The organism is Zoogloea sp. (assembly GCF_044344315.1).
Lineage (GTDB): Bacteria > Pseudomonadota > Gammaproteobacteria > Burkholderiales > Rhodocyclaceae > Zoogloea.
This window is the reverse complement of record NZ_JBIJDC010000018.1, coordinates 39,721-58,159: the sequence shown is the minus strand read 5'-3', so window position 1 is coordinate 58,159 and position 18,439 is coordinate 39,721. Positions and strand designations below refer to the sequence as shown.

Below are 18,439 nucleotides of genomic sequence, written 5' to 3'. Positions count from 1 at the left end.
CGGGCCGCGGGGGCGGGGAGGGGGGGGCGGAGAACAGATCGTCGGTCATGCGTCGGGTTCGGACAGGAACAGGGTTTCGGTGCCCGGCGTGCCGCGCACCTCGGTCTGACCGAGCGAGAAGCGGGCAATGGCGGGCAAGGGGCGCACGCTGCCGTGCTCGCGCGCGAGCAGGCCGAGCTGGCACAGCCGCTCCACGGCGATTGCTGCCAGCTCGTGCTCGGCACCCGGTGCGCGTGCCGACTTGCGCCAGTAGCGGCCATAGCGGCCCGCCGCATCCCGCAGAAACAGGGCGATTTCGGCTTCGTCCACGCGCAGTGGCGCGCGGGCCCGGCGCAGGCGCTGGGCCAGGTGCTCCGCCACCAGGAGGGTGATGTGGGCTTCGGTGCCCTCTGCCGGCATGGCCACGTCGGTAAGCTGCCCGCTCTCGTCGACCAGCGCCAGTCCCTCGGCGCGTTGTTCGGCGATCAGTCCGGCGGCTTCGCACAGGCGGCTGGCCATGGCGCCGCGCTGGTTGACGAAGTAGGCGTGTGCATCTGCTTCGAGGGTCTCGGTGTAGAGCACCGGATCATCGAGCAGCCGTCGGGCAAGCTGATGGCGTAAGGCATCGCGCCTGCCCTGGTCGCTCTCCACCGTGTACTCGGCCACCAGGGCACGCATCCGTGCGTCGGTCGTGGCCGGTGCTTCATCAGTGCGCCAGGTGGACGGGCCACGCACGGCCGCCAGCAGGTCGGCGAGCAGGCGGCGGTGCACGTCGTACAGGGCATCGGACTGTTGCCAGCCGCTGTCGTGGACGAAGTTCTCCTCTTCCCCGGCCACGCGCTCAAGTACGCCCTGCTCCAGCAAGCTGCGGCAGATTGCGACCAGTTCGCGGCGCTCGGCGGCGCTGCGCAAGGTGAAGGTGAAGCCCATTTCTTCCAGGGCCGGATCGGCAGCCTGCTGCACGATCCGCTCGCCGATCAGCCTCAGGGTGATCTGTGGATCGGCCCGTTCCAGTACCGTACAGGCCAGGCACAGGAGCACGTAGCGGCGTCGGTCGTAGCCCGGGAGGCCACGGGTCGGATCGGACAGATCGGCGGGGCGCTTGAACAGGCGCGCTCCCTCACGATCCACGTGCAAGGGCCAGCCGGTTTCTCGCGCGAACCATTCGCGCAGGCGGTCGGCCTGGCGTCGCACGGCGGGAAAGTCGGCATGGTCCGGTGACATCAGCGGGCGCATCAGCAGGCCCCGTAGCGCGCGGCGGAATTCGTCCTGCTGCTGCGCCTTCTGCAAATCGCTGACATGCCGGGTTGTGCGTGCGCTGCTCATGCTTGCTCGTGTGCCGGCCGGATGGTCAGCAAGTGGTCGCGCCCGGAGAAGACGCCGGCCGGTGTGCGGATCCGGGCATGGCTGCCGGCGGCCAGTGGTTCCAGGCGGATGTGCAGCAGGCCATCGCCAGTCTGACGTTCGACCGTCTGCCCGGGGTCGGCTTGCTCGGCGAGCGCCTCGCCCAGCAGGCCCAGGAACAGGCCGAAGGCGTGTGTATCGAGCTCGTCGAGTTCGGACAGGCGGATCGGACGGCCGGTTGCCAGCCGCCGGCGTGCGGCTTCGACCTGCCGGGATTCTTCTGCGAGTTGCTGCGCCATCAGCCCACGCTCCCGGCTGCGATCACGCATGGGCGCCAGCGGGCCACGGGGTGCCGCTTCTCCGTACTCGCGCAGGCGCGGGTTGATCGTGAGGGGGGGCGCTTCCAGCCAGGAAGTGCTGGCCGGTATCTCGTCATCCGGTGCCTCGAGTGAGAAGTGCCGTGCCGGCTGCAGTGCGAAGGCTGCGCGCGCCAGGCGATGCGCGTCGTCGTCGCTGGCGCAGGCGGCAAACCATCGGGCCAGAACGCGGAAATCCGCCGAGCGGTCACTGCGCCCGCTGCGTCGTTCGTTCACCGCGGCGATGGCGCTCAGCAGTTGCGGTATCGCTGCCCGCGCCCGTGCGCGCAGCAGCTCGGCCTGAGGGGGCTCGTTGCCGGTGCTCAGGAACCAGCCACGCAGGCCTTTCCAGCGCTCACGCCACACATCCCAGCGTCGCCGGGTCTCGTCCGCCTGCTCGCTGGCGTCCCCGGGGGCGGCATCGCGGGCTTCGCGCTCGGCGACCTGGCGCAGGACGTCATCGATGGACAAGGACAAGCCATGCAAAATATTGGCGATGGCATCGGCACGGCGGATCAGATCACCCATGAAGCGCTCCAGGTATTCGATCAGCCGCCGCTTGTAGGCGACGATCGCGGTCGCATCGGCCTGCTGCAGTTCCAGGCTGCGTGCCACTCCGGCCATGAAGGCTTGCGCGTTCCCGGTCAGATCCTCGAACACGCGCACCAGGTCGCGCAGGATCTCGTGGGCCTTGGCAGCGTCCACGCCTGAGTCGGTCTCTTCTGCTTCATCAATCAGGCGCCGCAAGGCCTGGAGGCGGCTATCGATGTCCTCGAGTGCCACGGTCTGAAGTTCGGCACGGTGGCGCAGGCTTTGTGCGAACACCGTCAGGCCCGCTTCCACGGCTTCGCCACCGCGGGAGAGGCGGTAGAGGAAACGGGCGCGATAGTAGTCGTTGAGTGTGGACACTCGGGTCATGTCCGGCTGCGACTCGAGATTGCCCCAGGCCGCCAGCTGGACCAGCGCTGCAGCGACTTCCTCCTGGGCGGGCGGCACATTGCCGCGCCAATCCGCCTCGGCCAGCACCTCGTCGGGCCTCAACTGCAGACGGTATTGACGCTTGGCTGCGGCGAACACCTCCATGATGGTGCGGTAAAGCGCAGCCTTGTCGGCGGTAACGTGGCGGAACAGGTCAGCCGAAGCATCCGCCCATGGCAGATTGTGTGTCACCCCATTCATCTCCAACGCCAGCCCCTGTCCATGCTGTCCAGATTATCGCGTCCGTATAGTAGCTTTGAATGCTGCCTTGTGGATTCTCACGCCACGGCTTGACGGCGCCCTTCCCCGGGCTTTCTCCGCTGTTCCCGGTCCCTTCCTTCGGCGACAATTGAACCCTTCCAAGGAGGAATGCGCCATGGGCTGGGAACCGGATCGATACCTGCAGTTTTCCGATGAACGTCTGCGTCCGGCGGTGGATCTGCTCGGGCGGGTTCCCCTGCTCCGGCCGGGGCGCATTGTTGACCTGGGCTGTGGTGCGGGCAACGTGACGCGGCTGCTGGCGGAGCGCTGGCCGGGGGCCGACATCACCGGCCTGGACAGCTCCCCGGCCATGCTGGACCGGGCACGCAGTGTATTGCCCGGCGTCCACTTCGATCAGGCTGGCGTCGAGCACTGGGAGCCCGAGGAGCCCCTCGACCTGCTCTTCTCCAACGCGGCCCTGCACTGGGTGGGTGACCATGAAAGCCTGTTCCCCCGCCTGGTGGATGCGCTGTTTCCGGGCGGGGTGCTGGCCGTGCAGATGCCTGGCAATTTCGATGCACCGTCCCATCGGCTCATCCGGGAACTGGCGGCATCGCCGGAGTGGGTGGGGCGAGTGGGATCGGCGCGGATGGGGGCGGTGCTTGGCATGGCTGATTACCATCGTCTGCTGGCCCCCCTGTGTACCCGTCTGAGCCTGTGGGAGACGACCTATTGGCAGAGCATGAGCGGGCCGTCGCCGGTGCTCGACTGGCTGCGCGGTACTACCCTGCTTCCCTACCTGGCGTCTCTCGATGAGTCCGGGCAGGCGGCCTTCCTGAGCCAGCTTGATGCCCGCCTGGCGGCGGCCTATCCGCCAGGCCCCCACGGAACCACCCTGTTTCCCTTCCGGCGCATTTTCATCGTCGCGCAGCGATGACGCCAACAGCTCTGTTTGCCGAGGCGGCGTCGCTCATCGCCAACGCGGATGGTTTGATCGTCGCTGCGGGTGCTGGCATGGGCGTCGATTCGGGCCTGCCGGATTTTCGGGGTAACACAGGCTTTTGGCGGGCCTACCCGGCCCTGGCCGAAGCACGCATTGCCTTCGAGGATATCGCCTGCCCGGACGCCTTTCGCCGTCATCCCCGGCTGGCCTGGGGCTTCTATGGTCATCGCCTGAATCTGTACCGGCGTACCCGCCCTCACCCGGGGTTTGCGATCCTGCAAGATATCGGCGCCCGCCTGGCCCGGGGGAGCTTCGTGTTTACCTCGAATGTGGACGGGCAGTTCCAGCGTTCGGGTTTCTCTGAGGATGTGATCTGCGAGGTGCATGGCTCACTGCATCATCTTCAGTGCATGGAGGCCTGTGGGCAGCCCATCCTCTCCGCAGAGGCCTACGTTCCGGAGGTGGATGAGCGGGCCTGTCTGCTTACCAGCCCCCTGCCCCGCTGTACTCGCTGCGATGCCTTGCTCCGGCCCAATGTGCTGATGTTCGGCGACGGGGAGTGGCTAAGTCAGCGCACCGGGGCCCAACGTCGACGGCTTGAGCAGTGGCTGGCGACGGTGCATCGCCCGGTGGTCATCGAGATCGGCGCCGGCAACCATGTGCCCACCGTGCGCTGGTTCAGCGAGACGCTGGGCGAACCCCTTGTGCGTATCAATCCGACGGAGCCGGAGATTCCCGGGCGGGGTGTCAGTCTGCCTATGGGTGGGCTGGAGGCCTTGCGGGGAATTCGCGCAGCGCTGGATAGTCTGGGCTTTCCGGATTGAGCAAGGGGCGAGTTTGAGGTGTTTCACGTGAAACAATGCTGATGGATTCGACGTTCTTGCTGTTGGGCGCATTCTTTGCCGGCATGGTGGACGCAGTGGTTGGTGGCGGGGGGCTGATCCAGATTCCCTTGTTGTTCTCTGCCTTTCCCCAGGCCAGCCCCGCGACCCTTTTTGGCACCAACAAGCTCGCGAGTGTCTTTGGTACAGCCAGTGCCGCGCTTCAGTATGGCCGCCGGCTGTCCATTCCCTGGCAGGCGGCGGGCCCGGCCGCGGTCGCCGCCGCGCTCGGTTCGTGGTTGGGGGCCCGTGCGGTGGTGCTTTTTCCTCCGGCTGCCTTGCGCCCCCTGATTCTGGTGCTGTTGATCGTTGTCGCCCTGTACACCTTCTTGCGCAAGGACTTCGGCATTCATCACCAGCGACTGGCGAGCGCACGGCGAGAGTGCGGGCTGGCGATTCTGATCGGAGCGGGCATAGGTTTCTACGACGGGTTCTTCGGTCCCGGTACCGGCAGCTTCCTGAGCTTCCTGTTCATCCGGGTGCTGGGTATGGACTTTCTGCATGCCTCGGTATCGGCCAAGATCATCAACGTCAGCACCAACCTTGCGGCCATCACCGTGTTTGTCTCCCATGGCGCGGTATTCTGGCAGGTGGCGCTGGTGATGGCCTGCTGCAATTTCCTTGGCTCGCGCGTGGGTACGGGGCTGGCCCTGCGTCACGGTGCGGTGTTCATCCGCAAGGCCTTTCTTGTCGTCGTGCTGCTGTTGATCCTGCGCTTTGCCGCAGATACCTTTCTTTGACCGGAACGGAGTGTTTCACGTGAAACATGCCGATTTGCTTCGTCTGCCCCTGGGCCCCGATGCTGCCTTGGTGCTTCGCCAGCGTCGCCCTTCTCAAGGGGTTTCGAGCCGCTTTCAGTCGATTTCGGTGGAGGATACGTACGCCTTCGGCGCCCTATACAGCCTGGATGGTGATGCCATGGCCGCCGAGGTGGACGAGTTCATGATCCACGAAAGCCTGGTGCACATCCCCGCTCTCAGCCATCCAGACCCCCGCCGGGCCCTGGTGCTTGGAGGGGGTGATGGGGCCTCGGCGCGGGAGTTACTCAAGCATCCGGGGCTGGATCGGATCGTCGTGGCCGAACTTGATCCGGACGTGGTGGCCATGGTTTGCAAGCACCTGCCAGAGCTTCCCCAGGGCGCGTTCGACGCTGATCGGGTCAGCCTGCGCCTTGGTGATGCCGCCCACACGCTCGCTTCCGCCCATCAGCAGGGGGAGCGCTTCGACCTGATCCTCTTCGATCTGACCGAAGCCGACGACCCCGCCTGTGTCCATCTGCACCAGCCGGATTTCCTCCAACTCTGCGCAGCCAGCCTCTCTCCCCGTGGGATAATCCACGTCCAGCTCGGCTCCCCCTTTTACCAGCCGGGAAAGGTGGCAAGCCTGTATCGCCGATTGGGTGCCGTTTTTCCCGTGTTGAGGGTGAGCCTGATCCATGTTCCGCTTTACGGCGGCCCCTGGCTTCTGGCTGCTTGCACCGGGGCCGACCTGGCCGAGCCCGACGAGGCCGCCCTTGCCGGGCGCCTGGCCGCCAGGGGTATTCACGGCCTGCGCTATTACAATCCGGCGCTCCATCTTGCCAGCCGGGCCCTGCCCAATTACATCCGCGACCTGCTCGCCTGAGATCCATGCCCAGCCGCCCCCCCCGCCCCGCTCCCCCCGCTTCTGCGCCCACCCTGGCCGAAGACAGTCTTGCTTACACCTTTGTCACTACCGCCCGCCTTATCGCCGAGGTGGTGGCCGGCGGCACCCTTACCGAGGCCCTCTCGGCCCTGTGGAGTGCCCGGCCGGCGACGCCGCCCGGTGTCCGCGGTGCCATTCTCGATCTCGCCTATGGCAGCCTGCGTGACTACGGCCGGCAGGATTTCATCCTCGGCAAGCTGCTCCAGAAGCCCCTGCCCGAGCCGGTTCAGTCCCTGCTGAGAGTGGCCCTGCACCGCCTCGACAGCCGCGCCGACACCGCCCATACCATCGTGGACCAGGCCGTCACCGCGGCAGCGACGCTGCTGGGTGGCAAGTTCAAGGGGGTGGTGAATGGTGTGCTGCGCAATGCCCTGCGCCAGTCTGCCGATCTGAACCGGGCCGCCGACGCCGACATGGTGGCCGAGTTCCGTCACCCGCCCTGGTGGATCCGGCGCCTGCGCAGTCAGTATCCGGATCACTGGCGCGCCATTCTGGCCGCCGGCAACACCCATCCGCCCATGGCCCTGCGCATCAACCGCCGCCGGGCCAGTGCGCGTGAAGTGCTGGCAGCCTTTGCCGCCGCCGAGCTGCCCGTGCGTGAACTCAACAACGGTGCCCTGTTGCTCGACCGCCCGGTGCCAGTGGCACGGGTGCCGGGCTTTGCTGAAGGCCTGGTCAGCGTCCAGGATGCCGGCGCCCAGTACGCCGCCCGCTACCTTGATCTGGTCGATGGCCAGCGGGTGCTCGATGCCTGCGCCGCACCCGGTGGCAAGACCTCCCACATCCTCGAAACCGCCGATGTGGCACTCACCGCTCTCGATACCGACGCGTTCCGGGCCCGTCGGGTCAGTGAGAATCTGGAGCGCCTTGGCCTGACCGCCGAGGTGAAGACCGCCGACTGCCGAGTCCTGTCCCGCTGGTGGGACGGCCGGCCCTTTGATCGCATCCTCGCCGATGTGCCCTGCTCTGCGTCCGGGGTGGTGCGCCGCAACCCGGACATCAAGTGGCTGCGCCGCTCGGATGATGTGGCCCGCTTTGCTGCCCAGCAGGCAGAGATCCTTGATGCCCTGTGGCAGGTCCTCGCCCCGGGTGGCAAAATGCTTTATGTCACATGCTCGGTGTTTGCCGAAGAGAACCGGGAGCAGATCGCTGCCTTTGCGACCCGCCATTCCGATTGCTGCCGCCTGCCGATTGCAGGCCAGCCCGATTGCCAGTATCTGCCTAGCACCGAACATGACGGATTCTTCTACGCCCTGCTCGAGAAAGCTGCCTGAGCGCCGTCGCTTCCTGCGGGGGGCGACTGCCTTCATCGTGGCGGGTAGCCTGGCCATCGGGGCCGCGCCGTCGCAGGCGGCAGAGGCCGAGATCCGGGCTGCCTCCATCGATGCCAGCGAAGAGCTTTACGTGCTCAACGCCGACATTGCCGCCGAGCTCACGCCCCTGCTGACCGATGTGGTGAGTCGGGGGGTGGCCCTGTTCTTCGTGACCGAGTTCGAATTGAGCTCACCGCGCTGGTATTGGCTCGACGAGCAGATCGTCAACAAGACGGTGACCTACCGCCTGTCCTACCAGTCCCTGACCCGCCAGTACCGCCTCACCACGGGCACCCTGCACCAGAACTTCAGCACCGTCGAAGAGGCCATGCGCACCATGTTGCGCATCCGTAACTGGACTGTGGCCGACCGCAGTGCCCTGCGCGTCGGGCGCAGCTACAACGCCGCCCTGCGCTTCCGCCTGGATGTGGCGGAGCTGCCCAAGCCCCTGCAGGTGAGCGCCTTCGGCCGAAAGGACTGGAACCTCGGCACCGACTGGTATCGCTGGACTTTCATCGCCGCCCGCGAAGCCAAATGAGACCGACCGCCCTCGTTGTCGTTGCGGCCATCGCCGGCATCCTGCTCTTCCTGTTGGCCACAGCCAGTGCCAACACCCCCCTCTTCGCCCGCAACTACACTCTGCTGCTGATCCTCAACGGCGTCATCGCCGTGGGCCTGGCCAGCCTGGTGTTCGTGCAACTGCGCGGCCTGTGGCGGGAGTACCGGGCGCGTCGCTTCGGGTCCCGCCTGAAGCTGCGCCTGATGGCCATCTTTGCCGCGATGGCAGTGGTGCCCGGGGTGCTGGTGTATGCGGTGTCCCTCCAGTTTGCCGTCAAGAGCATCGACTCCTGGTTCAACGTGCGGGTCGATGCGGCGCTCGAGAGCGGCCTGCAGCTTGGCCGCAGCTCCCTCGATATGCTGCTCGGCCAGCTGGCCGACAAGGCCGAGCGCATGGTCGAAGAGCTGGAGCTGGCCCCCCAGGTGCGCTCCACCCTGCTCAACAACCTGCGCGAACGGGTCAATGTGGAGTCGGCCACGGTCTTCTCCTCCAGCGGCAAGATCGTCGCCACCTCCGATACCGAGATCGACAGCCTGGTGCCGGAGCGGCCCAGCGTGGCCCAGTTGCGCCAGGCCCGCCAGACCCAGGGCTACCGGGCGGTGGAGGGCCAGGCGCCGGACGGACTGATCCTGCGGGTCATCGTACCCATCCCCTCACGCCGTCTGGCCGAGCCCCAGCTGCTGCAGCTCACCCAGTCGGTGCCCAGCGCCTTTGCCGCCCATGCGGAGAGCGTCGAGACCGTGCACCGGGACTACCAGGAGCTGTCCCTGGCCCGCAACGGCCTCAAGCGCATCTACACCCTCACTCTCACTCTCACCCTGCTGCTGGCCTTGTTTGCCGCCGTGGCCGTGGCCTTTGTGCTCACCCGCCGCCTGGCTGCGCCGCTCTTCATCCTCGCCGAGGGCACCCAGGCCGTGGCCGCGGGCGATTTCAGCCCCCGTCAGGCCCTGCCCGCCCGGGACGAGCTGGGCGTGCTGACCCAGTCCTTCAACCAGATGACCCGCCAGCTCGAGGATGCCCGCGCCCAGGCCGAGAACAACCGGGCCGCCGTCGAGCGCAATCGGGCCTACCTGGAGGGGGTGCTGGCCAATCTCTCCGCCGGGGTGCTGGCCTTCTCGCCGGATGGCCACCTGCGTGCCGCCAACCACGGCGCCATGACCATTCTCAACGACCCGCTGGACGGCTACGAGCGGGTGCGCCTGGAGGAGTGGACGGCCCACGGAGATTTTCGCGATGCCCTGCTGGAAGGCTTGCGTGGCCCCGAGCCCAACTGGAACCGGCAGATCGAGTTTCCCAACCCGGACGGCAGCACCCAGACCCTGCTCCTCCACGGCACGCGCTTGCCTGATGACACGGGTGGCGGCTGGGTGGTGGTCTTTGATGACATCACCCACCTCATCGCCGCCCAGCGCACAGCTGCCTGGGCTGAGGTGGCCCGGCGCCTGGCCCATGAGATCAAGAACCCTCTCACGCCCATCCAGCTTTCCGCCGAGCGTCTGCAGTTCAAACTCGCCGACCGTCTCGATACCGAGGGCCGGGAGATGCTCAAGCGCTCCACCACCACCATCGTCAACCAGGTGGAGGCCATGAAGAATCTGGTCAATGCCTTCCGTGACTATGCCCGCCTGCCAACGCCGGTGATGGCGCCGGTGGATCTCAACGCCCTGGTGCGCGAGGTGCTGGTGTTGTACGAGGGCTCGCGGGTGATGATCCAGGCCGAGCTTGCCGCCGACCTGCCCCAGGTGATGGGTGATGCTACCCAGATCCGTCAGGTCATCCACAACCTGCTGCAGAATGCTGAAGACGCCCTCAGCGACGAGGATGCCCCCGAGATACGGCTGTTGACCCGATCCGATGCCCGGCGGGTAGACTTGATCCTGCGCGACAACGGTCAGGGTTTCCCGCCGGAGATCCTGTCCCGGGCTTTCGAGCCCTATGTCACCACCAAGGCGCGCGGCACCGGCCTCGGTCTGGCCATCGTCAAGAAGATCATTGACGAACATGAAGGCGAGATCCGTCTCGCCAATCGCGAAGCGGGTGGAGCGGAGATCCGTATCCGCCTGTGCACCGCCCCTCACTCAGAGTCCAGTATCCATGGCCAAGATTCTCATCGTTGACGACGAAGTCGGCATCCGCGAACTCCTCTCCGAGATCCTGCGCGACGAGGGCCACGACATCATCCTCGCCGAGAACGCCGGCGCGGCCCGGGCGGCGCGCAATGCAGCGCGGCCGGACCTCGTGCTGCTCGACATCTGGATGCCCGACACCGACGGTGTCAGCCTGCTCAAGGAGTGGTCAGCCAATGGTCAGCTGACCATGCCCGTGGTGATGATGTCCGGCCACGGCACCATCGACACGGCGGTCGAGGCCACGCGCATTGGGGCCATGGAGTTTCTCGAGAAGCCCATTGCCCTGCAGAAGCTGCTGGCGGCGGTGAAGCGCGGGCTGTCGCGCATCAAGCCGACCCACTCCCCCAGCCCTCTGGGCCTGGCCGCGTTCTCCCGCTCGGCGCCCCTGCGTGACCTGCGCAAGCGGCTCGAGCAGATGGCTGACAAATCGCGCATCATCCTGCTGCGGGTCGGGCCGGGCAGCCTGGCCGAGCTGTGCGCGCGCAGCCTGCAGCGCGTCGGTACGCCCTGGCTGGACCTGTCCCTGTCCTCCCTGCCCATCGAACTGAATGTGCTTGAAGGTGCCCGCAACGGTGTGCTCTACGTCCCCGAGCTGATCTACCTGTCGCGGCCCCAGCAGAAGAACCTGGTGTTTGCCATGGACCGCCTGGAGCGGCACGGGCAGACCCTGGTGGTGGCCACCGAGCACCGCCCCGAAGAGCTCGTCGAGCACGGCTGGGAGGAGCGCGCCCTGGCCCGCCTGTTTGAGGTCTCCCTGGCGCCGCCGGCCCTGGGCGAGATCCGCGACGAGATCCCCGAGATCGCCAGCCAGATCCTGCTGCACTTCGTCGAAGCCGGGGAGGTACCCGCCCGACGTCTCTCCTCCGCCGCCCTCAACGCCCTGCGCAACCAGGCCTGGCCGGGGGGCTACGGCGAGCTCAAGGCCGCCATCAAGTCACTGGCCCTGGGCACCCTGGAAGAAGAGATCGGCATGGACGAGGTGGCCCACCTGCTGGTCAAGACGCCCCCCGCGGCCCTCGGTCTGCCTCTCGATCTGCCCCTCCGCGAAGCCCGGGAGATATTCGAGCGCCTGTACTTCGAGCACCATCTGCAGATCGATGGGGGCAACATGACCCGCCTGGCCGAAAAGACCGGCCTGGAGCGCACTCACCTGTACCGCAAACTCAAGCAGCTCGGCATCAGCGTCGGCCGCCGGCACGAGGAGAGCGGCTCCTGAGCGTGGCTCCGGAGTCGCCTGGAGACAGCCTGCGGCACTCGCCGGGGCAAGGAAGGAAAACATGAAGATCATCATCCTCGGTGCCGGTCAGGTGGGCACCTCGGTGGCCGAGAGCCTCGTTTCCGAAGCCAATGACATCACCGTGGTGGACAACGATGTGGAGCATCTCAACACCCTCCAGGAGCGGCTCGACCTGCGCGTGGTGACCGGCAACGCGGCGGCTCCGTCGGTGCTGGACGCTGCTGGCGCCCAGGACGCCGACCTGCTGATCGCCGTCACCCAGTCTGATCAGACCAACCTGTGTGCCTGCCGGGTAGCCAAGACGCTGTTCAACATTCCGACGCGCATTGCCCGCCTGCGCTCGGCCGACTATGCCGAACATCCGGAGCTGCTCGACGATAACAATTTTGCTGTCGATCACTCCATCTGTCCCGAGCAGATCGTCACCGACTACATCCGCAAGCTGATCGAGTTTCCCGAGGCGCTCCAGGTGCTGGAGTTTGCCGAAGGCATGGTCACCATGATCGCCGTGAAGGCCTTCGAGGGTGGGCTGCTGGTGGGCAAGCCCCTGAAGACCATTCCGCTGCGCCTGCCCAACATCGACGCCCGGGTGGCGGCCATTTTCCGGCGCGACCAGTCCATCATCCCGTCCGGGGACACCGTCATCGAAAGCGGTGACGAGGTCTTCATCATTGCGGCCACTTCGCACATCCGCAAGGTCATGACCGAGCTGCGGCGCATGGACAAGCCGATCAAGCGGGTCATCATCGCCGGCGGGGGCAACATCGGCTTTCGCCTTGCCCGCGCCATCGAGAAGAATTTCAACGTCAAGCTCATCGAGCGTGACCGGCGTCGTGCCGAGATGCTCGCTGGCCAGCTGTCCCGGGCCCTCGTGTTGCGTGGCGACGGCACCGACGAAGCGCTGCTCGACTCGGAGAGCATCGAGGAGACCGACATGTTCCTCGCCCTCACCAATGACGAGGAAGACAACATCATGTCGGCCTCCCTGGCCAAGCAGATGGGGGCCCGTCGCACCCTGGCCCTGATCAACCGCAAGTCCTATGTGGATCTGGTCCAGGGGGGGCGCATCGACATCGCCATCTCGCCGGCCCAGACCTCCATCGGCCAACTGCTGGCCCGGGTGCGCCGGGGTGACGTGGCTGCCGTGCACAGCCTGCGGCGCGGGGCTGCCGAGGCCCTTGAGGTCATCGCCCACGGCGATGCCAAGCACTGCAAGGTGATCGGCCGCCGCATCGAGGAGATCGACCTGCCCGAAGGCGCCACCATTGCCGCCATCGTGCGCAACACCGGGCAGAGCCGTACCGAGTACAAGGAGCTGGTGGCCTACGAGGTGCCGATCCACGAAGTCATCATGGCCCACCACGACACGGTGATCCGCGCCGAGGACCACGTGATCGTCTTCTGCACCAGCAAGAAGCTGGTCAGCCAGGTGGAGAAGCTCTTCCAGGTGGGCTGGGGGTTCTTCTGATGGACGCCCTGCTCCCCGTCGCCAACGTCCTGGGCCGCCTGCTGTCGATCTTCAGCCTGGCGTACCTGATGCCCATCGCCGCAGCAATTTTCTATAACGACGGCACCGCCGCCGATTTCGTTGCCGCCATGGTCATCTCCCTGGGCAGCGGCCTCATGCTCTATGGGGTGACCCGCTCCCACTACCGGGAGCTCAAGCCCCGTGACGGCTTCCTGCTGGTATCCACCGTGTGGGCGCTGATGGCGGCGATTGCCACCATCCCCCTGCTCCTGGTGTACGACACCATGAGCTTCACCGATGCCTTCTTCGAGACCATGTCCGGCCTCACCACCACGGGCTCGACGATCATGACCGATCTGGATCATGCTCCGCCCGCCATCAACCTGTGGCGCCACGAACTCAACTGGCTCGGCGGTATGGGTATCATCGTTCTCGCGGTGGCCGTGCTACCCCTGCTGGGTGTGGGTGGCATGCAACTCTACAAGGCCGAGACGCCCGGCCCCATGAAAGATTCCAAGCTTACTGCGCGCATCGCCGATACGGCAAAGGCTCTGTGGCTGGTGTACTTTCTCATCACCGTGGCTTGCATACTGCTGCTCAACCAAGCCGGTCTCTCGTGGCTCGATGCCATTTGTCATGCCTTTGCCGCCTTGGGGCTAGGTGGATTTTCTACCCGGGATGCCAGTGTCGGTGCCTTCGATAACCCAATGGTCGAGTTCGTGCTGATTGTCTTCATGGTCATCGCGGCAATGAACTTCGCCACCCACTTTGTCGCCATGCGGGAACGCGATCTGCGCACTTACTGGCGGGATGTGGAAGCGCGTGGAGTCGTTGGCTTGATCGTTGCCTCGTGCTTTGGCGTGGCCCTGTATGTGTGGCTGGAAGGCACCTATGAGGACTATCCCACTGCATTGCGCCACGTCAGTTTCAACCTCGTTTCCATGGCCACCGACTGCGGTTTTGCCAGTCAGGATTTCGACAAGTGGCCGGTTTTTGCGCCCCTGTGGATGCTCTTCCTGTCTTGCATCACCGCCAGTTCCGGCTCCACAGGGGGGGGCATCAAGATGATCCGCACCCTCATCCTGGCCAAGCAGGCCAACCGCGAACTCACCCGCCTCATCCATCCCGCGGTCGTCAATCCGGTCAAGGTCGGCGGCAGCGCCATTCCCAATAATGTGGTGATCGCCGTTCTCGGCTTCATCTTCCTGTACTTCATGAGTGTGGTCATGCTGACCTTCGTGATGATCCTGTCGGGGCTGGACTTCATGACCTCACTTGGCGCTGTGGTGGCCAGCATCAACAACGCGGGACCCGGCCTCAACAAGGTTGGTCCGGCCACCAACTATGCTGTCCTGACCGATTTCCAGACCTGGGTATGTACCTTCACCATGCTCCTCGGGCGTCTGGAGGTACTGTCCCTGGCGGTGGTGTTCACCCCCCAGTTCTGGCGCAAGTAGGCGCTTCTTGATCTGCTCCATCCACGCCCCGGCGGCAAATGGCGGATAATCCCGCCTTTGCCGCCCCGCGCGGTCCTGTCTGCCGAGGATTCCAAGTGAGCCGTCCGAAGAACGATACCTTCCTGCGCGCCCTGTTGCGTCAGCCCACCGACTACACCCCGCTGTGGCTGATGCGCCAGGCCGGGCGCTACCTGCCCGAGTACCGGGAGACGCGCAAGCGCGCCGGCAGCTTCCTCGACCTGTGCAAGAACCCCGGCCTGGCCTGTGAGGTCACCCTGCAGCCCCTGGCCCGCTACAAGCTCGATGCCGCCATCCTGTTCTCCGACATCCTCACCGTGCCGGACGCCATGGGCCTGGGCCTGTATTTCGCCGAGGGCGAAGGCCCCAAGTTCGAGCGCCCGCTCAAGGAAGAGTGGGAGATCCGCAACCTGGCCGTGCCCGATCCCAACATCGAGCTGGGCTACGTGATGGATGCGGTCGCCGAGATCCGCCGCGCCCTGGACAACTCCGTGCCCCTGATCGGCTTCTCCGGCAGCCCCTGGACCCTCGCCTGCTACATGGTCGAAGGCGGCGGCTCTGACGACTATCGCAAGGTCAAGTCCCTGCTCTACAGCCGTCCGGACCTGATGCACCACATTCTCGCGGTGACTGCCCGTTCCGTCATTGCCTACCTCAACGCCCAGATCGAGGCTGGTGCCCAGGCCGTGATGATTTTCGATTCCTGGGGCGGCGTGCTGGCCCATGAGGCTTACAAGGAATTCTCGCTGGCCTACATCCGCCAGATCGTCGCCGGCCTGACCCGCGAGAAGGACGGCGAGAAGATTCCGTGCATCGTGTTCACCAAGGGCGGTGGCTTGTGGCTGGCCGATATCGCCGACAGCGGTGCCGACGCCGTGGGCCTCGACTGGACGGTGGACATTGGCGCTGCCCGGCGCCAGGTGGGCGACAAGGTTGCCCTGCAGGGCAACCTGGACCCGTCGGTGCTGTTCGGTACCCCGGAAGCCGTTGCCGCCGAAGCCAGGAAGGTGTTGGACGCCTACGGCCCCCACGCCGGCCACGTCTTCAACCTGGGCCATGGTATCTCCCAGTTCACCCCGCCGGACAATGTGACCGTGCTGGTCGATACCGTGCACGAGCACAGTCGGGCCCTGCGCGCTCAGGCCCGCTAAGGTATTGACTGAGCCAGTCCTGGGCCGGCTGATGCCGGCCCGATTTTTTTCCCGAAGCCTCCGGACAGGCCTCTTCCGGCAGAGTGTTTCCGCCGAAGGCCCTGAAACGCCCCCCGTCAAGCACTAAATTTGATGGAAGGGGCTTGACTTGTGCACAGCACCACGGATTTTGTCGGTTTTGTGACACGCTTTGGAAGCACAAATTTGCATATCTGCAGATCATTGTTTTTAAAGGGAATATTATTTGTTCAGGAATGAGGCAGTGTAGGAAAAACACTGACTGGCGGCGGGTTTCGCGGCACTTCACCCAGGTTTCCCACAAAGTTATCCACAGATTTTGTGGACAAGGGAAAATACCCGCGCCGCCCCAAGGGCTTCAGACTTGTTTCCCACGCAGAGCCTCATCAAAATCACGCAATTAACTGATTTATATCGATTTTTGTCACATAGCCCATTTTTTCGGCCATGAGCTTCGCCATCGTTCGTGTTGCCCTGCCCTTGCCTCTTCCGCAGGCCTTTGATTACACAGCAGAAAATATATCGGCCGGAGATCTGGGGCGCTGTGTTCGGGTGCCCTTCGGGCGGGGCGAAAAGACCGGGCTCATCGTGGCATTGCCGGATGCGGCCGATCTGCCGGTCGATCGTCTCAAACCCGTCATCGCCATCCAGCGTGACGCGCCGGCTCTCCCTGCCGACTGGCTGGCGATGGTCGAATTTGCGGCCCGCTACTATCAACACCCCCTCGGCGAAGTCGTCGCCATGGCTCTGCCGCCCCGCCTGCGTAAGGCCGATGCCGTGGCCGGGGCCGAGGCCGATCCCCTGCTTGACCTCACCGATGCCGGCCGCGATGCCCTGGCAGGCAGCAAGCGGGAGAGCCGCGCCCTGGCCCTGCTGCGCGAGCTCGCCGCCCAGGGGCCCCAGCGGCGCAGCCTGCTGAGGGCTGGCGAGGGTGCCGCCCCGGCCGTGGCCGATGCCCTCAAGCGTGGCTGGATCGCGCCGGGTGTCGCGGCCGACCCGGCCGCCATGGCGGGCGCCCCGACCCTCACCGCGGAGCAGGAGGCTGCCCTGGCGATCCTCTCCGAGGGGGCAGGCCGCTTCCAGCCCTTCCTGCTGGCCGGCGTCACCGGCAGCGGCAAGACCGAGGTGTATCTGCGCCTCGTGCAGCAGACCATCGCCCGGGGTGGGCAAGCCCTGATCCTGGTGCCCGAGATCGCCCTCACCCCGCAGCTGGAAGGGCGCGTGGCGGGGCGCTTCCCCGCCGCCCGGGTGGTCAGCCTGCACTCGGCCCTGGCCGAAGGGGCCCGCTCCCAGGGTTTCGTGCAGGCCATGGAGGGCCGCGCCGACATCGTCCTCGGCACCCGCCTGTCGGTGTTCACCCCCCTGCCCCGTCTCGGCCTGATCGTCGTGGATGAAGAGCACGACGCCAGCTACAAGCAGCACGAAGGGGTCCGCTACAACGCCAGGGATTTGGCCATCTGGCGGGCCCGACAACGCAGTGTGCCCATCGTCCTCGGCTCGGCCACCCCGTCCCTGGAAAGCTGGCATGCCGCCGATACCGGCCGCTATCGGCGTGTGGAACTGGCCAGCCGCGCCGTGGCGGCGACCCTGCCCAAGGTACGTCCGGTGGATATCCGCCGCGAGAAGCTGCAGAACGGGGTGTCGGAGCACCTCTTGAGGGCCATTGCGGCCCGTCTGGAGCGGGGCGAACAGAGTCTGGTCTTCCTCAACCGCCGGGGCTATGCGCCGGTGCTGTCCTGCCCGTCCTGCGGCTGGGTGAGCCGCTGCCCCCACTGTACCGCCAACATGGTGCTGCACCTGGCTGACAAGCGCCTGCGCTGTCATCACTGCAGCTACGAGGCAGGCATTCCCCTGGCCTGCCCCGATTGTGGTGACCAGGACATCCAGCCCTTTGGCCGTGGTACCCAGCGCCTGGAGGAAACCCTCGGCCAGCGCTTTCCCGATGCCCGCGTGCTGCGCGTGGATCGGGATGCCGCCCGCACCCGTAGTCAGTGGGACGCCCTCCTCGACCAGATCGGCCGTGGTGATGCCGACATCCTCGTCGGCACCCAGATGATGGCCAAGGGGCACGACTTCCCCCGGCTCACCTTCGTTGGCGTGCTCAACGCCGACTCATCCCTTTTTGCGGCCGATTTTCGTGCGCCCGAACGCCTGTTCCAGCAGCTCATGCAGGTGGGCGGCCGAGCCGGCCGGGGCGAGCTGCCCGGCGAAGTGATGATCCAGACCCAGTATCCGGATCACCCCCTCTACAAGTGCCTGGAGGCCCACGACTTCGCCCGCTATGCCGCCATGCAGCTGGAGGAGCGCAAGCAGGCCCGCTTTCCGCCTTATGCGGCCAATGCCCTGCTGTTTGCGACGGCGCCGGAAGTGGCCATCGCCATCGACTGGCTCAAGGAGGCCCGCGCCCTCGCCGCACCCCTGGCCCAGGCCTTTGGCGTGCAGGTGTTCGACCCGGTACCGATGCGCATGGTCCGCCTGGCCCGCCGTGAGCGCGCCCAGCTTCTCGTCGAGGCCCCTGCCCGCCCGGCGCTGCAGGCCTTCCTCACCGAATGGAGCCGGCACCTGTGGGGCCTGCGCCCCCCCCGGGAACTGCGCTGGCACCTGGACGTGGACCCGGCGGAGGTGTGAGCCGCGGGCGCCCTGCGGCCCTGTTACAAACGCACATACCCTTACATCTGCATTGCCAACGCCGCGCGGACAGGGTGCGTTGATCGCAGCAAGGGC

At 66.0% G+C, this 18,439-nt stretch carries 14 protein-coding genes; 12 read left to right on the top strand and 2 right to left on the bottom strand.

The annotated features are described in order from the left end of the window. Window positions 1–45: 45 nt before the first annotated feature. Both ACIQ09_RS06110 and ACIQ09_RS06105 read right to left on the bottom strand, forming a co-directional pair. Complete coding sequence (locus tag ACIQ09_RS06110) at window positions 46–1,305, bottom strand: TIGR02678 family protein (protein WP_398307255.1); 1,260 nt, start codon at window positions 1,303–1,305, stop codon at window positions 46–48. After that, complete coding sequence (locus ACIQ09_RS06105; protein WP_398307253.1) at window positions 1,302–2,849, bottom strand: TIGR02677 family protein; 1,548 nt, start codon at window positions 2,847–2,849, stop codon at window positions 1,302–1,304. The genes ACIQ09_RS06110 and ACIQ09_RS06105 overlap by 4 nt, the downstream gene beginning before the upstream one ends. Window positions 2,850–3,033: 184 nt before the next feature. On the opposite strand from ACIQ09_RS06105, the gene ACIQ09_RS06100 reads away from it, so the two are divergent. From ACIQ09_RS06100 to ACIQ09_RS06045, 12 genes are all read left to right on the top strand, one after another. Next, window positions 3,034–3,795 carry a methyltransferase domain-containing protein gene (locus ACIQ09_RS06100; RefSeq protein WP_398307251.1) on the top strand — a complete coding sequence of 254 codons (762 nt, stop codon included), beginning with the start codon at window positions 3,034–3,036 and terminating at the stop codon, window positions 3,793–3,795. Next, window positions 3,792–4,625 (top strand): SIR2 family NAD-dependent protein deacylase, encoded by an 834-nt coding sequence (locus ACIQ09_RS06095; protein ID WP_398307249.1) that lies wholly within the window; start codon window positions 3,792–3,794, stop codon window positions 4,623–4,625. Before ACIQ09_RS06100 ends, ACIQ09_RS06095 begins: the two co-directional genes overlap by 4 nt. A 35-nt stretch (window positions 4,626–4,660) precedes the next feature. Beyond that, on the top strand, window positions 4,661–5,422 hold the full coding sequence (locus tag ACIQ09_RS06090) for a TSUP family transporter (RefSeq protein WP_398307247.1): 762 nt from the start codon (window positions 4,661–4,663) through the stop codon (window positions 5,420–5,422). Between the two features lie 19 nt (window positions 5,423–5,441). Beyond that, entirely contained in the window at window positions 5,442–6,305 is an 864-nt protein-coding gene (locus ACIQ09_RS06085; protein ID WP_398307245.1) for a fused MFS/spermidine synthase, read from the top strand. A gap of 5 nt (window positions 6,306–6,310) precedes the next feature. Further along, window positions 6,311–7,639: a 16S rRNA (cytosine(967)-C(5))-methyltransferase RsmB gene (rsmB, locus tag ACIQ09_RS06080; protein ID WP_398307243.1), complete on the top strand. Its 1,329-nt coding sequence runs from the start codon at window positions 6,311–6,313 to the stop codon at window positions 7,637–7,639. Further along, window positions 7,599–8,216 carry a DUF4390 domain-containing protein gene (locus ACIQ09_RS06075; RefSeq protein ID WP_398307241.1) on the top strand — a complete coding sequence of 206 codons (618 nt, stop codon included), beginning with the start codon at window positions 7,599–7,601 and terminating at the stop codon, window positions 8,214–8,216. Before rsmB ends, ACIQ09_RS06075 begins: the two co-directional genes overlap by 41 nt. Then, entirely contained in the window at window positions 8,213–10,354 is a 2,142-nt protein-coding gene (locus ACIQ09_RS06070; RefSeq protein WP_398307239.1) for an ATP-binding protein, read from the top strand. Before ACIQ09_RS06075 ends, ACIQ09_RS06070 begins: the two co-directional genes overlap by 4 nt. Next, window positions 10,332–11,582: a sigma-54-dependent transcriptional regulator gene (locus tag ACIQ09_RS06065; protein ID WP_398307237.1), complete on the top strand. Its 1,251-nt coding sequence runs from the start codon at window positions 10,332–10,334 to the stop codon at window positions 11,580–11,582. Before ACIQ09_RS06070 ends, ACIQ09_RS06065 begins: the two co-directional genes overlap by 23 nt. Window positions 11,583–11,643: 61 nt before the next feature. Further along, complete coding sequence (gene trkA, locus ACIQ09_RS06060) at window positions 11,644–13,071, top strand: Trk system potassium transporter TrkA (RefSeq protein WP_398307235.1); 1,428 nt, start codon at window positions 11,644–11,646, stop codon at window positions 13,069–13,071. Further along, window positions 13,071–14,528: a TrkH family potassium uptake protein gene (locus ACIQ09_RS06055; RefSeq protein WP_398307233.1), complete on the top strand. Its 1,458-nt coding sequence runs from the start codon at window positions 13,071–13,073 to the stop codon at window positions 14,526–14,528. The genes trkA and ACIQ09_RS06055 overlap by 1 nt, the downstream gene beginning before the upstream one ends. A gap of 95 nt (window positions 14,529–14,623) precedes the next feature. Then, on the top strand, window positions 14,624–15,697 hold the full coding sequence (hemE, locus tag ACIQ09_RS06050; RefSeq protein ID WP_398307231.1) for a uroporphyrinogen decarboxylase: 1,074 nt from the start codon (window positions 14,624–14,626) through the stop codon (window positions 15,695–15,697). Window positions 15,698–16,162: 465 nt separating this feature from the next. Then, window positions 16,163–18,343, top strand: a complete 2,181-nt coding sequence (locus ACIQ09_RS06045) for a primosomal protein N' (RefSeq protein WP_398307229.1) — start codon at window positions 16,163–16,165, stop codon at window positions 18,341–18,343. The last annotated feature ends 96 nt before the right edge of the window (window positions 18,344–18,439 follow it).

What these genes read in the sequence shown, in the direction of transcription:
- ACIQ09_RS06110 (WP_398307255.1), bottom strand. Translation starts at nt 1,305, where the DNA reads ATGAGCAGCGCACGCACAACCCGGCATGTCAGCGATTTGCAGAAGGCG.
- ACIQ09_RS06100 (WP_398307251.1), top strand. Translation starts at nt 3,034, where the DNA reads ATGGGCTGGGAACCGGATCGATACCTGCAGTTTTCCGATGAACGTCTG.
- ACIQ09_RS06095 (WP_398307249.1), top strand. Translation starts at nt 3,792, where the DNA reads ATGACGCCAACAGCTCTGTTTGCCGAGGCGGCGTCGCTCATCGCCAAC.
- ACIQ09_RS06090 (WP_398307247.1), top strand. Translation starts at nt 4,661, where the DNA reads ATGCTGATGGATTCGACGTTCTTGCTGTTGGGCGCATTCTTTGCCGGC.
- rsmB (WP_398307243.1), top strand. Translation starts at nt 6,311, where the DNA reads ATGCCCAGCCGCCCCCCCCGCCCCGCTCCCCCCGCTTCTGCGCCCACC.
- ACIQ09_RS06075 (WP_398307241.1), top strand. Translation starts at nt 7,599, where the DNA reads ATGACGGATTCTTCTACGCCCTGCTCGAGAAAGCTGCCTGAGCGCCGT.
- ACIQ09_RS06070 (WP_398307239.1), top strand. Translation starts at nt 8,213, where the DNA reads ATGAGACCGACCGCCCTCGTTGTCGTTGCGGCCATCGCCGGCATCCTG.
- ACIQ09_RS06065 (WP_398307237.1), top strand. Translation starts at nt 10,332, where the DNA reads ATGGCCAAGATTCTCATCGTTGACGACGAAGTCGGCATCCGCGAACTC.
- trkA (WP_398307235.1), top strand. Translation starts at nt 11,644, where the DNA reads ATGAAGATCATCATCCTCGGTGCCGGTCAGGTGGGCACCTCGGTGGCC.
- ACIQ09_RS06055 (WP_398307233.1), top strand. Translation starts at nt 13,071, where the DNA reads ATGGACGCCCTGCTCCCCGTCGCCAACGTCCTGGGCCGCCTGCTGTCG.
- ACIQ09_RS06045 (WP_398307229.1), top strand. Translation starts at nt 16,163, where the DNA reads ATGAGCTTCGCCATCGTTCGTGTTGCCCTGCCCTTGCCTCTTCCGCAG.